Below are 12,867 nucleotides of genomic sequence, written 5' to 3'. Positions count from 1 at the left end.
ACGCGACCGCCGCTCGGCGGTCGTGCGGTGCTTAGGTATGCCTAAGTTAACACTCCGCCGCCGACGGGCGCGCGTATAAGCGTCCCTCCGTCACTTCCCGAGCGTGGTGAGCAGCCGGTGCATGGCGTTGTTCAGACCCCACCGCGCGGCCAGCGCCTCCACCAGCTCCGGGTCGAGCGGCTCGGAGGGCAGCGCCGGGTCGAAGTCCGGCAGCGGTACGTCCCCGGCGACCCGCACCACCTTGGGCGCGACCGCCACATAGGCCCTGGCCTCGTCCAGCCGCTTGCGCTGCGAGGGGGTGAGCCCGGACCGCGGATCGTCCACCGCCGCCATGATCCCCGCCAGATCGCCGTACGCGTCGAGCAGCTTGGCCGCCGTCTTCTCGCCGATTCCGGGCACACCCGGCAGCCCGTCGCTCGGGTCACCGCGCAGCAGCGCCAGATCGACATAGCCCGGTCCGTCGACCCCGTACTTCTCGCGCAGCCACGCCTCGTCCGTCACCTGGAGCGAGCCCACACCCTTCAGCGGATACAGCACCCGCACCTGGCGCGCGTCGTCCACCAGTTGATACAGGTCACGGTCGCCGGTGATCACATCCACCGGGCCGGAGGCGCGGCCGGTGAGGGTGCCGATGACATCGTCCGCCTCGTAACCCGCCACGCCGACCCGGGCGATCCCCAGCGCGTCCAGGACCGCCTCGATGATCGGCACCTGCGGGGCGAGCGTGTCCGGGGTCTCCTCCTCGTCGGGCCCCTCCGGCCTCTCCACCGCCACGCGATGCGCCTTGTACGACGGGATCAGATCCACCCGCCACTGCGGCCGCCAGTCGTCGTCCCAGCAGGCCACGAGGTCGTCCGGGTGATGGTCCTGGACGAGCCGGGCGATGAAGTCGAGCAGTCCCCGGACCGCGTTGACGGGTGTGCCGTCGGGGGCACGCACCGAGTCGGGGACCCCGAAATAGGCCCGGAAGTAGAGGGAAGCGGTGTCGAGGAGCATCAGGCGTCGCGTCACACCCCGATGATGCCGCATGTCACTGACAGCGCCGGGACGGTGGACCGGTCCCGCCCGGCCCCGACGCCCGTACCGGTCTGACCTGCGTGGCTCTGCGCCGAGTGGTGTGGACCACATAAATGTTTGGGTCATGAGGACCAGGGCAGGCGCGCATGCGGAGCGGACCCGGACACGGACTCCCGAAGACCGTCGGCCGGACACCACGGGCAGACCCCGTGCCGCTCCACGGCCCGCCGGCGGGGGTGGCGGGCCGTTTCTCATTTCGACGGCGTGAGGTATATGTGTCCAGGCTGCAGGCGGAACACCTGTACAAGGTATTCGGCGCACGACCCGATGAAGCGGTGAAGAAGCTCGAAAGCGGCACGGACCGCGAGGAGTTGCGCGCCGAAGGTACGACCGCAGCGGTGATCGACGCCTCGTTCTCCGTCGACCCCGGTCAGATATTCGTCGTGATGGGACTCTCCGGATCCGGCAAGTCCACCTTGCTGCGCATGCTCAACGGACTCCTGGAGCCGACGGCCGGGCGGGTGCTCTTCGACGGCCAGGATCTGACCGCCCTGAGCGCGGCCGAGCTGCGCACGGTGCGCTCCACCAAGATCAGCATGGTCTTCCAGCACTTCGCGCTCTTCCCGCACCGCAGCGTGCTGGAGAACGCGGGATACGGACTGGAGGTCCAGGGTGTCCCACGTGCCGCACGGAACAAGCGCGCCACCGAGGCGCTGGAGCTCGCGGGCCTGGCCGGCTGGGAGAAGGCCTGGCCCGACGAGCTGTCCGGCGGTATGCAGCAGCGTGTGGGCCTGGCCCGCGCACTGGCCACCGACGCGGATCTGCTGCTCATGGACGAGTCCTTCAGCGCGCTCGACCCGCTGATCCGCCGTGACATGCAGGACCAGCTCCTGGAACTCCAGAAGCGGCTGAAGAAGACCATCGTCTTCATCACCCACGACCTCAACGAGGCCATGCGGCTCGGCGACCGGATCGCCGTGATGCGCGACGGCGAGATCGTCCAGATGGGCACCGCCGAGGACATCCTCGTCACCCCGGCCAACGACTACGTTGCCTCCTTCACCCAGGACGTCGACCGCTCGCGCGTCCTGACCGCCGGCGCGATCATGGCGGACTCCGACACCGCCCACGGCCTCCGTACGGAGGGCGGCCAGGAACTGCGTACGGACGAGGACGTGCTCGCGGCGGCGCCCGCCACCGTGACCGCGAGCACCCCGATCATCGAGCTGTTCACCCCCTGCTCGACCAGCTCGGTCCCGGTGGCCGTGGTCGACGAGGAGGGGCGGCTCGTCGGGGTCGTGCCGCGCGCCAGGCTGCTCGCCGTACTCGGCGAGCCGATGACGCCCGCCGAGGCGCCGGCGTCCGTGGCCGCGGACGCCTCGGCGCCCGTCACCGGCGGCGCCCCGGCACTGTCCCTCGGTAAGGAGGCGGCCAGTGCCTAGGCTCCCGCTCGGCGAGTGGGTCGACAGCGGGGTCGACTTCCTCCAGCGCCATCTCTCCTGGCTGTTCGATGCCATCAGCTCGCTCGTCACCGGTATGTACGACGCCGTCGACGCGGTGCTGAGCGGCCCCGAACCGCTTGTCCTCGCCGGCATCATGGCCGTGCTCGCCTGGTGGCTGCGCGGACTGCTCGCCGCCGTTCTCGCCTTCGCCGGGTTCGCGCTCATCGACTCGATCGAGCTGTGGGAACTCGCGATGTCGACGCTCTCGCTGGTGCTCGTCGCCACGATCGTCATCCTGGTCGTCGCGGTGCCGCTCGGTGTCTGGGCCTCCCGCTCGGCCACCGTCAGCGCCGTCATCCGGCCCGTGCTCGACTTCATGCAGACGATGCCCGCGATGGTCTATCTGATCCCCGGCATCATCTTCTTCGGCGTCGGCGTGGTGCCCGGCATCATCGCCACGATCATCTTCGCCCTGCCGCCCGGCGTCCGTATGACCGAGCTGGGCATCCGGCAGGTCGACGCCGAACTGGTCGAGGCCGCCGAGGCGTTCGGCACCAGCCCGCGCAACACCCTGTTGCGCGTCCAGCTCCCGCTCGCGCTCCCCACGATCATGGCCGGTATCAACCAGGTGATCATGCTCGGCCTCTCGATGGTCGTCATCGCGGGCATGGTCGGCGGCGGCGGCCTCGGCGGCGCCGTCTACCGCGCCATCGGCAACGTCGACATCGGCCTCGGCTTCGAGGCGGGCGTCTCCATCGTCATCCTGGCGATGTACCTCGACCGGATGACCGGCGCGCTCGGCCGGCACGTCTCACCGGTGGGCCGCCGCGCGCTGGCCAAGGCGCGTGCGCTGAGCGGTTCGTTCAAGATCTGGGACCACCGTCCGCGTCCCTCGGTCGCCGTCGTCGGCGTGGTCGTACTGGCGCTCGTCGCCGGCGGCATGAGCATCTTCGGCGGCGACAAGAGCTCGACGGTCGCTAGCGGAGGCGATGTCGGCCAGGGCAAGAAGATCAGCATGGGCTACATCCCCTGGGACGAGGGAATCGCCTCCACCTTCCTCTGGAAGGAGCTGTTGGAGCAGCGCGGCTACGAGGTCGAGGCCACCCAGTACGAGGCCGGGGCGCTCTACACCGGCCAGGCGAACGGCCAGATCGACATCCAGACCGACTCCTGGCTGCCGACCACCCACGCCACCTACTGGGCCAAGTACCAGGACAAGCTGGAGGACATGGGCTCCTGGTACGGCGAGACGTCCCTGGAGCTGTCCGTGCCCGGTTACGTGAAGGGCGTGGACTCCCTGGCGGATCTCAAGGGCAAGGCGGACCAGTTCAAGGGCCGGATCATCGGCATCGAGCCCAGCGCGGGCGAGATGGGCATCCTCAAGGACAAGGTTCTGGGGGAGTACGGCCTCGAAGGCGAGTACAAGGTCGTCGACGGCTCCACACCCGGCATGCTGGCCGAGCTGAAGCGCGCGTACGAGAAGAAGGAACCGGTCGTCGTCACGCTCTGGTCCCCGCACTGGGCGTACAACACCTACGACCTGAAGAAGCTCAAGGACCCCAAGGGGACCTGGGGCAAGGGCGACGGCGTGCACACTCTGGCCCGCAAGGGCTTCTCCGCCGACAACCCGAGCGTCGCCAAGTGGCTCAAGAACTTCGAGATGACCGAGGATCAGCTCACCAGTCTCGAGGCGGAGATCCAGGGCGCCGGCAAGGGCAAGGAGCAGGACGCCGTACGCGCCTGGCTGAAGGACAACCCCGGGCTGGCCGACAAGTGGACCCCCGTCTCCGGTGTCAGCAAGGGCGCGAACGGCAAGGACGAGCGTGAACGGCCCATCGAGGTCGCCTGGTTCCCCTGGGAGGAGGACATCGCGGCCACGTATCTGTGGAAGGCGGTGCTGGAGGACCGGGGCTACAAGATGAACCTCAAGCAGTTCGAGGTCGGTCCGATGTACACCGCGCTCTCCCGGGGGCAGATCGACGTCCAGTTCGACGGCTGGCTGCCCAACACCCAGAAGAAGTACTGGGACAAGTACGGCGACAAACTCTCCGACCTCGGTTCCTGGTACGGGCCGACGTCCCTGGAGATCGCCGTGCCCAGTTACGTCAAGGGCGTCGACTCGCTGGAGGATCTGAAGGGCCGTCAGGACGAGTTCAAGGGCCGGATCGTCGGTATCGAGCCAGGCACCGAGACCATGAACATCCTCAAGAACGACGTCCTGCCGGGCTACGGACTGGACGGCGACTACAAGGTCGTCGACAGCTCGACGCCGGGCATGCTGGCCGAACTGGAGCGGGCGTACGGCAAGAAGGAGCCGATCGCGGTCATGCTCTGGACCCCGCACTGGGCCTACAACGAGTACAAGCTGACCAAGCTGAAGGATCCCGAGAAGGCGTTCGGCGAGGGCGACGAGATCCGCACCGTGGCCAACAAGGACTTCCCCAAGAACTACCCGCAGCTGACCAAGTGGTTCAAGAACTTCAAGCTGAGCGAGCAGCAGCTCGCCGGTCTGGAGAACGAGATCCAGAAGCGCGGCACAGGACATGAGGAAGAGGCGGTCAAGGCCTGGATGGACAAGAACCCGGGCATCGCGGACCAGATCGCGCCGCAGTGAGCCGCCGGTCGTAGAAGGTTCGCCGTAGGCGAAGTGGCGGACGGCGGTGGCGGAAAGTAGCGGGCGGGCACTGTGAGAGACCGTGCCCGCCCGCTGTTTTTCCGCGCCATCGCGCTCCGGGGGTGCGGTCGGCGCTGAGCGTCGTACGTTGGAGCTGTGGCCCTACGGGTCGGTAACCGGATCGGGACGGATCGGCGGCGGGTGAGACAGACCGCCCTTACGCGGCCGTCAACTCTGAGAAGATGACGATCCGGCCGGAGGGAGCCCAGACATGGACGACAAGGAAGCGCTCAGGGTGGGCGCTGCCGTCCGAAGGCGGCGCAGGTCCCTCGGGCTGACGCTGGCGGCCGTCGCCGACCGCAGCGGGCTGTCCGTTCCCTTCCTCAGCCAGATCGAGAACGAACGCGCACGGCCGAGCGCCCGCTCGCTGGAGCGGGTCGCCGAAGCCCTGGAGACCACCACCGCCGCGCTGCACGCCGCCGCGGACTCGGCGCGCACCGTCGACGTCGTCCGGGCGCACGACGGCGGCCCCGGCGTGCGCAGGGTGGCGCGCGGCGGACACCAGCTGCATGCCAAGGAGTACACCGGCGAGCAGGACACCGGGCGCGAGTACCAGCACCGCAACGACGAGGTCATGTACATCGCCGACGGTGCGGCGGAGGTCGAGGCCGAAGGGCGGGCCTACCGTTTGGAGCGGGGCGACACGCTGTACCTCTCCGGAGGCGTCAGGCACCGCTGGCGCGCCACCGAGCCCGGCACCCGCATCCTGGTCGTCGCGGTCGCCGAGCACATCGACGCGACGTTCGACACCCGGCGCTGAGTGGCCGGCCCCGCCGTGCGGACAGGCCCCGGGAGCCGCCGGATCGTCTCGCTCGTCCCCTCGCTCACCGAGGCCGTCGCGGTCACCGGGCCCGGACTGCTGGTGGGTGCCACCGACTGGTGCGTCCACCCCGCCGGTCTCGATGTCGTGCGCGTCGGCGGGACCAAGAATCCCGACATCGCCGCGATCGTGGCGCTCCGCCCCGACCTCGTCGTCGCCAACGAGGAGGAGAACCGCGAGCCCGATCTGGCGGCCTTGCGGGCGGCGGGCATCGAGGTCCTCGTCACCGAGGTGCGCGACCTCGACCAGGCATTCGCGGAGCTGGAGCGGATGCTCGTGAGCGGCTGCGGGCTCACGGTGCCGCGCTGGCTGGACGAGGCCCGCGACGCCTGGGCGGAGGTGCCCCCTCCGTACGGAGGAGGGCGCCGGGCGGTCGTACCGATCTGGCGCAGGCCGTGGATGGTGCTCGGGCGGGACACCTTCGCCGGCGATCTGCTCGCCAGGCTCGGCGTGCACAACGTCTACGGCGACCGGGCCGAGCGCTACCCCCGTGTCCCGCTGGACGAGCTGCGGGCCTCGGGGGCCGATCTGGTCGTCCTGCCCGACGAGCCGTACCGCTTCACCGCCGAGGACGGCCCCGAGGCCTTCCCGGGGCTGCCGGCGGCGCTGGTCGACGGACGGTACCTCACCTGGTACGGACCGTCACTGGCCGGGGCGCCGGCGGCGCTGCGAGCAGCACTCCGCTGACCAGACCGTGGACCGTACGGGTCAGGGCGACCGCCCACGCGGCTGTCAGCACGGTGAACAGGCCGAACGCAAGCCAGGTCAGGGCGGTCAGACCGGTGGCACGGGCCAGCCCGGCGGCGCCGGTCGCACAGGTGCCGACCGGGAAGGTGAAGGCCCACCACGTCATCGAGAAGGGCATCCCGCGCCGTACGGCACGTACGACCATCGCGACCGCCAGGGCCAGCCACAGCAGGGCGAAGCCCAGCACCGGGACGCCGTACAGCACCGCGAACGCGTCCAGCGCCGAGAGGTGCGGGGACGAGGCGCCCAGCGCGCCGGGCGCCTCGTCGGCGAGATGGCCGACCGCCGTCGTGGACTGCCCGAGCGGCCCGAGTACGAGGAAGAGCGCCGGCGTCAGGGCGACGGGCAGGGGACCGAGGACCACCAGACGGCCGAAGATCAGCGGCAGCAGGGTGAGCGTGGCGAGCAGGCTCAGGCCGAACAGCGCGTAACAGCCAAGCAGCAGCGCCTCGCGCCACTGCCCGGCGGGCAGATACGGGATCAGCGCCGGGCCGAGGGCCGCCGACACCATGGGTGCCACCACCGGCAGCAGCCACACCGGGGACGCGTCGGCGGGCCGTACGCGGTGGCGGACCACCATCAGATACGGGATGCCCACCGCCGCCGCCAGGCCGGCGAGCGTGCCGGCCGAGAAGAGCACGGCGTCCACGGCCACGGCCGCGCGCTCGCCGATGGCATGACGGCCCACGGCGAGGGTGGCCCCGCCGACCGCGAGCAGGGCCATCGCGAGGCATCCGTGGAAAGGTGCCACGGCGGGGTCGAGCAGCTGGGCCCGTGCCCGGTCCCGGTGGTGGATCCAGTGCCCGGCGCGGGCGGCCAGGACGAGCAGGAGCATCAGCGCCGACAGCGCCCACACGGCGACGCCGAAGGCGCGCGGCGCGGCGGCGGGGGACGGGCCCCAGGGGAGTGCGGCGCCCGCGCTCGCGACGATCGCGGTCCCCATCACACTCGCGTACCAGTTGGGTCCGACATGGCGCAGCGCCGGGAAGCGCCGGTGGTCCTTCCGCGCGGTCGGCTTCATCCGCGCGTTCACCATGGTGGGGACGGCGGGGGCGGTCGGAGCGAGGCTGGGCATACCCGCACCCTCCTCGCTCCGTGCCCTCCCCACCAGGCCCCTTCATGCTATGAGGCCATAACCTGCGTATATGACCGATGAGCCTGCTCCGACCCTCGCCCACCGGGTGCCCGAGCTGGGCGCACTGGAACTGCTCATCGCGGTCGCCCGGCACGGCAGCATGGGCGGGGCCGCCCGGGAGCTGGGCATCAGCCAGCCGGCGGCGAGCAGCCGGATACGGTCCGTCGAACGGCAGCTCGGCGTCAGCCTCTTCGACCGGTCGCCCAGCGGCTCCCGGCTCACCGGCGCCGGCGCGCTCGTCACGGACTGGGCGCGTCGGATCATGGAGGCGGCCGAGGCGTTCGACGCGGGCGCGCAGGCGCTGCGTGACCGGCGCGACTCACGGCTGCGGGTCGCGGCGAGCATGACCATCGCGGAGTACCTGCTGCCCGGCTGGCTCATCGCGCTGCGCACGGCCCGGCCGGACACGGCCGTCTCGCTCCTGGCGGGAAACTCGGGCGCCGTCGCCGCGCGGCTGATCGGCGGCGAGGCGGACATCGGCTTCGTGGAGGGCCTGGCCGTGCCCGGCGGGCTGGACGGCACCGTGATCGGACGCGACCGGCTGGTGGTCGTGGTGGCGCCGGCGCACCCGTGGGGCGACCGGCGTACGGCTCTGACCCCCGCCGAACTGGCCGCCGCCCCGCTGATCCTCCGTGAGGAGGGCTCGGGCACCCGGCAGGTGCTCGACGCGGCGCTCGCCTCCTACGGAGGTCCCGCCGAGCCGCTGCTCGAACTTTCCTCGACGACGGCGGTCAAGGCGGCGGTGGTGAGCGGAGCCGGGCCCTCGGTGCTCAGCGAACTCGCCGTGAGGGAGGAGCTGGCATCGCGCCGGCTGACGGAGGTGGAGGTGGCGGGCATCCGGTTGCGGCGCGAGCTGCGTGCCGTCTGGCCCATGGGGCACCGCCCGAGCGGACCGGCCCGCGACCTGCTGGGGCTGACACGCATGGCCCCGGGGTGACCTCGTGACGGCCACGGCCACGGCCACGGCCACGCCCCGGAGGACCGGGGCGCGGCCGTGCGCGGCGGGGACCGTCAGCGCTGGTGGCGCCAGGGGCCGGTGATGGCCAGCTGGATGCCGGGGCTCTGGATGCTCGCGTACAGCGTCCTGCCGTCGGGCGAGAAGACCACACCGGCGAACTCGCTGTACTCGGGTTCCTCGGCGGTGCCTTCGTTCAGTTCGTTGCGGGCGATCGGGTACGTCCTGCCCTCGTCCGTCGCGCCGAACAGATGCTGGACGCCCTCGCCGTCCTCGGCCAGGATCACACCGCCGTACGGGGAGACCGTGATGTTGTCCGGGCCGTCGAGGGCGCCGTCCTTCGACGGGTCCTGGTTGACGCCCAGGATCAGCTTCAGGGTCAGCTTGCGGCGGGCCGGGTCGTAGAACCACACCTGGCCGTCGTGCTGTACGGGACTCTCCTCACGCGCGTAGGAGGAGACGACGTACGCGCCGCCGTCGGCCCACCACATGCCCTCCAGCTTGCGGGCCCGCGTGACCTGAGTGTCCGTGAACTGCTCGCGCACCGGCACGGTCCTGGCGTCGCGGTCGGGCACGGTCACCCAGTCGACGCCGTAGACGGTGCCGGCCTTCGTGGCGCGGGAGAGGTCGTCGACGAATTCGCCCCGGGAGTCGAAGCACTTGAAGGCCTCCAGCACTCCGGCGGTGTCGGAGAGCCCGCGAAGCTTGCCCCGGCCGTGACGGAAGCCCTTCGGCGGTGTCCAGCGGTACAGCAGGCCGTTCGGCTCGTCGGCGTCCTCGGTCAGATACAGGTGGCCGCGCCTGGTGTCGACGACGACGGCCTCGTGGTCGTACCGGCCGAGCGCCTTGACGGGCCTGGGGTGCTGGTTGGCGCGACGGTCGTACGGGTCCACCTCGAAGACATAACCGTGGTCCTTGGTCATGCCGTCCTCACCGGCCCTGGTGGTGTCCTCCTCGCAGGTCAGCCAGGTGCCCCAGGGGGTGCGCCCGCCCGCGCAGTTCTCCTGGGTGCCGGCGATCCCGACCCACTCGGCGACGCGTTCGCCGTGCTTGGAGACCTCGACGACGGTGCAGCCGCCGGGGGCTGCGGGGTCGTACACGAGCCCCGGCGTGAGAGGTACGGGGAAGTCGACCTCGGCCCGGTCGCCGCCGAGTTCGTGGTTGGTGACCAGGAGTGTGGAGCCGCGGGTGCCCGGGAAGGTGGCCGTGCCGTCGTGGCTGTTCGGCGTGGGCTCGCCACTGTCGAGCCTGGTGACACCGGCGTGGGTGATGACCTTGTACGAGAACCCGGCGGGCAGCGCGACCAGCCCGTTCGGGTCGTCGATCAGGGGGCCGTACCCGGTCCCGCCGCCCAGGGCCTGGGAGGAGCGGGCCTCCCGCTCCTGGTCCCCGGCCGCGGCGGCGTCCGCGTTCTCGTCCGCGTAGGCGTACGCGCCGGCGGTGGAGAGGACACCGGCGGTACCGACGAGGGTGAGCCCCGCGCCGGCTGAGGTCTTGGAGAAGTCTCTACGGGTGATGGGCACGTTCATCTCCTGGGGGTGCGCGGTAGGACGGCCGAGGTGACCCGAGCCCGGGTCACGGTTCCCTCCGTCCGCGAACGGCGGGTGAACGGGACGCCATCAACGCATGCTGTCTCACCGGCCGGGCTGTCGTGCGCCCACCCGCCCCCACTCGCGCGCCGCTGTCACCAGCGCCGCCATCACGCGCACGTCCTCGCCCATCTCGGGATGCCACTGGATCCCCAGCACCCAGCGCCCGTCCTCCAGTTCCACGGCCTCCACGGTCCCGTCGCCCGCGTACGCCGACACGATCAGCCCCTCGCCCAGCCGGTCCACGGCCTGGTGGTGCGAGGACGGTACGTCCGACTCCTCCGGCACGACGGCTCCGTACCGCGTCCCCGGCACCGGCTTCACCGGGTGCTCGCCGAAGACGCCGAGCGTCGCGGCCGTGTGGCCCTCCAGATGCTGCATGAGCGTCCCGCCGAGGGCGACGTTCAGCAGCTGCATGCCCCGGCAGATCCCGAGCAGTGGCGTCCCGGACGCCAACGCCGCCTCGATCAGGGCCAGTTCCCACTCGTCCCGCTCCCGGGCGGGCGGCCCCGTACGGGGGTCGGGCTCGGCGCCGTACCGTACGGGCTCCACATCCGGACCGCCCGCGACGACCAGCCCGTCGAGCCGGGCGACCACGGAGGCGGCGGTGGCCGACTCGTCCGGCGGGAGCATGACGGCCACGCCGCCCGCGCGCTGGACGAGCCGGGGATATCCCATGGGCAGCAGAGCCGCGGGCAGATCCCAGACGCCCCACTTGGCCGACGTCTCCAGATACGTGCTGACGCCGATGAGCGGCTTCACTGAACGTTCCTCCGTGGTGGTGCTGTGCTGTGGCGCTGTTCTGTGGTGGTGCTGTGCCGGGTGCGGCCGGTCGGACGCGGGCCGCCGGAAGTGATCCGTCGTACGGGCTCCTCAGTCCCGTTCCAGTTCGGCCTCCGCCGCCGCGAGCGCGGCGAACTCCTCCTCGGGCGCGGCGGCGACCAGTCGGTGCCGACTGTAGAAGGCGAAGTAGGCGAGTGCCACGACATAGACGCCGAGCGCGATGAACGCGGCGTCCTTGTCCACCAGGAACGTCGCCACCAGCGCCGACAGAGCCAGGACGAAGGCCACTCCGGAGGTCAGCATGCCGCCCGGTGTCCGGTACGGACGGTGCAGACCGGGCTCGCGGCGCCGCAGCACCAGATGGGACAGGGCCATCAGGGCGTAGGAGATGGTCGCGCCGAAGACGGCGACGTTCAGCATCCGCCCGCCGTTGCCGCTGCCCGCGGCGAGGGCGAAGCCGATCGCGCCCGGGATCAGCAGACCGAGGTAGGGCGCCTTGCGGCTGCTGGTCAGGGAGAGGAAGCGGGGCAGATAGCCGGCGCGGGAGAGCGCGAACAGCTGCCGGGAACCGGCGTAGATGAGGGAGAAGAAGGACGCGACGAGACCGGCGAGGCCCGCGTAGTTGACGAACCGGCTGAGCGCGGTGGGTTCACCGTCGCCCTGGAGCGCGACGACCAGCGGGTTGCCCGCCTCCTGGACGGCGGCCGAGCCCCGGGCCCCGGTGGCGGCGAAGAACGTGATCAGGGCCAGCAGGGCGAGGACGGCCATGGAGATCGACAGCGCCCGTGGCATCGAGCGCACCGGGTCCTTGGCCTCCTCGGCGGCCAGCGGCACACCCTCGACACCGAGGAAGAACCACATACCGAAGGGGAACGCGGCCCAGATGCCCAGCAGGCCGTACGGCAGCCAGGAGTTGGAGCCGAAGGCGTCCTCCTGGACGGGGATGTCGTTGAGGTTGCCGCTGTCGAAGTCGGCGAAGGCGCCCACGGCGAAGATCAGCAGCGCGGCGACGGCGATGGCCGTCACGACCAGACTGAAGCGCAGCGCCTCCCCGACGCCCCAGAGGTGGATGCCGATGAAGATGGCGAAGCAGGCGAGATAGACCGGCCAGCCCGCGTCCAGACCGAAGAGGTTCAGCGACTCGACGTAGTCACCGATGAAGATGGAGATCGCGGCAGGCGCCAGGATGTACTCGATGAGGATGGCCGTGCCGGTCAGGAAGCCGCCCCAGGTGCCGAGCGCACGGCGGGCGAAGCCGTAACCGCCGCCCGCCGTCGGCAGGATGGCGGAGAGTTCGGCGAGCGAGAAGACGAGACAGGCGTACATGGCGCCCATCAGGAGGGTCGCGATGGCGAGTCCGCCGAAACCGCCCTCGGAGAGTCCGATGTTCCAGCCGGAGAAGTCCCCGGATACGACATAGGCGACGCCGAGGCCGGTCAGCAGCAGCCAGCCGGCGCTCCCGCGCTTCAGTGTGCGGCGCCGCAGATAGTCCGCGTCGGTCGCGGGACCGCCCGGTGCGGCGCCGTCGGTCGCGGCGGCGTCCGGTGCCGGGCCGGAGGGCCGTGACGGATCGGCTGGTGGGATACGGGAGTCCGTGCCTTCGGCCATGAGCCGCTCCTGCCTCGGGTTCCTGCCTCGGGTCAAAGGTGTGAGGCCATACCATTGCGGCCTCCTGCGCCCGGGCGCAAGCCCTCTGCGTTAAGGG

General features: G+C 71.0%; 10 protein-coding genes. 5 read left to right on the top strand and 5 right to left on the bottom strand.

Annotation, left to right across the window (positions count from 1 at the left end):
• Nucleotides 1–90 precede the first annotated feature (90 nt).
• Nucleotides 91–996, bottom strand: coding sequence for a 5'-3' exonuclease (locus tag IEY79_RS27885; protein WP_189110492.1), 906 nt, complete (start codon nt 994–996; stop codon nt 91–93).
• Nucleotides 997–1,292: 296 nt separating this feature from the next.
• On the opposite strand from IEY79_RS27885, the gene IEY79_RS27880 reads away from it, so the two are divergent.
• The 4 genes from IEY79_RS27880 (at nt 1,293) to IEY79_RS27865 (ending at nt 6,640) form a co-directional block, all read left to right on the top strand.
• The gene (locus IEY79_RS27880; protein WP_229701188.1) at nt 1,293–2,459 is read left to right on the top strand and encodes a quaternary amine ABC transporter ATP-binding protein; all 1,167 of its coding nucleotides are present in this window, start codon (nt 1,293–1,295) and stop codon (nt 2,457–2,459) included.
• Nucleotides 2,452–5,073 (top strand): ABC transporter permease/substrate binding protein, encoded by a 2,622-nt coding sequence (locus IEY79_RS27875; RefSeq protein ID WP_189110386.1) that lies wholly within the window; start codon nt 2,452–2,454, stop codon nt 5,071–5,073. The genes IEY79_RS27880 and IEY79_RS27875 overlap by 8 nt, the downstream gene beginning before the upstream one ends.
• Nucleotides 5,074–5,344: 271 nt before the next feature.
• Nucleotides 5,345–5,893: a helix-turn-helix domain-containing protein gene (locus tag IEY79_RS27870; RefSeq protein ID WP_189110385.1), complete on the top strand. Its 549-nt coding sequence runs from the start codon at nt 5,345–5,347 to the stop codon at nt 5,891–5,893.
• On the top strand, nt 5,894–6,640 hold the full coding sequence (locus IEY79_RS27865; protein ID WP_229701187.1) for a helical backbone metal receptor: 747 nt from the start codon (nt 5,894–5,896) through the stop codon (nt 6,638–6,640).
• On the opposite strand, the gene IEY79_RS27860 is transcribed toward IEY79_RS27865, so the two are convergent.
• Nucleotides 6,579–7,736: a TDT family transporter gene (locus IEY79_RS27860; RefSeq protein WP_229701192.1), complete on the bottom strand. Its 1,158-nt coding sequence runs from the start codon at nt 7,734–7,736 to the stop codon at nt 6,579–6,581. The genes IEY79_RS27865 and IEY79_RS27860 overlap by 62 nt on opposite strands.
• 109 nt (nt 7,737–7,845) lie before the next feature.
• Between IEY79_RS27860 and IEY79_RS27855 the strand changes: the two genes are divergently transcribed.
• Nucleotides 7,846–8,772 (top strand): LysR family transcriptional regulator, encoded by a 927-nt coding sequence (locus tag IEY79_RS27855; protein WP_189110383.1) that lies wholly within the window; start codon nt 7,846–7,848, stop codon nt 8,770–8,772.
• Between the two features lie 74 nt (nt 8,773–8,846).
• Here IEY79_RS27855 and IEY79_RS27850 read toward each other — a convergent pair whose 3' ends face one another.
• From IEY79_RS27850 to eat, 3 genes are all read right to left on the bottom strand, one after another.
• Nucleotides 8,847–10,313 (bottom strand): alkaline phosphatase PhoX, encoded by a 1,467-nt coding sequence (locus IEY79_RS27850; RefSeq protein ID WP_189110382.1) that lies wholly within the window; start codon nt 10,311–10,313, stop codon nt 8,847–8,849.
• Nucleotides 10,314–10,424: 111 nt separating this feature from the next.
• A complete protein-coding gene (locus IEY79_RS27845; RefSeq protein ID WP_189110381.1) occupies nt 10,425–11,141 on the bottom strand; it encodes a gamma-glutamyl-gamma-aminobutyrate hydrolase family protein in 717 nt (238 codons plus the stop codon).
• A gap of 111 nt (nt 11,142–11,252) precedes the next feature.
• Complete coding sequence (gene eat, locus IEY79_RS27840) at nt 11,253–12,770, bottom strand: ethanolamine permease (protein WP_189110380.1); 1,518 nt, start codon at nt 12,768–12,770, stop codon at nt 11,253–11,255.
• Nucleotides 12,771–12,867: the final 97 nt, after the last annotated feature.

Source organism: Streptomyces camponoticapitis (assembly GCF_014646115.1).
Classification (GTDB): Bacteria; Actinomycetota; Actinomycetes; order Streptomycetales; family Streptomycetaceae; genus Streptomyces; species Streptomyces camponoticapitis.
The sequence above is the reverse complement of the archived record's forward strand: the minus strand, read 5'-3'. Positions and strand labels throughout refer to the sequence as shown.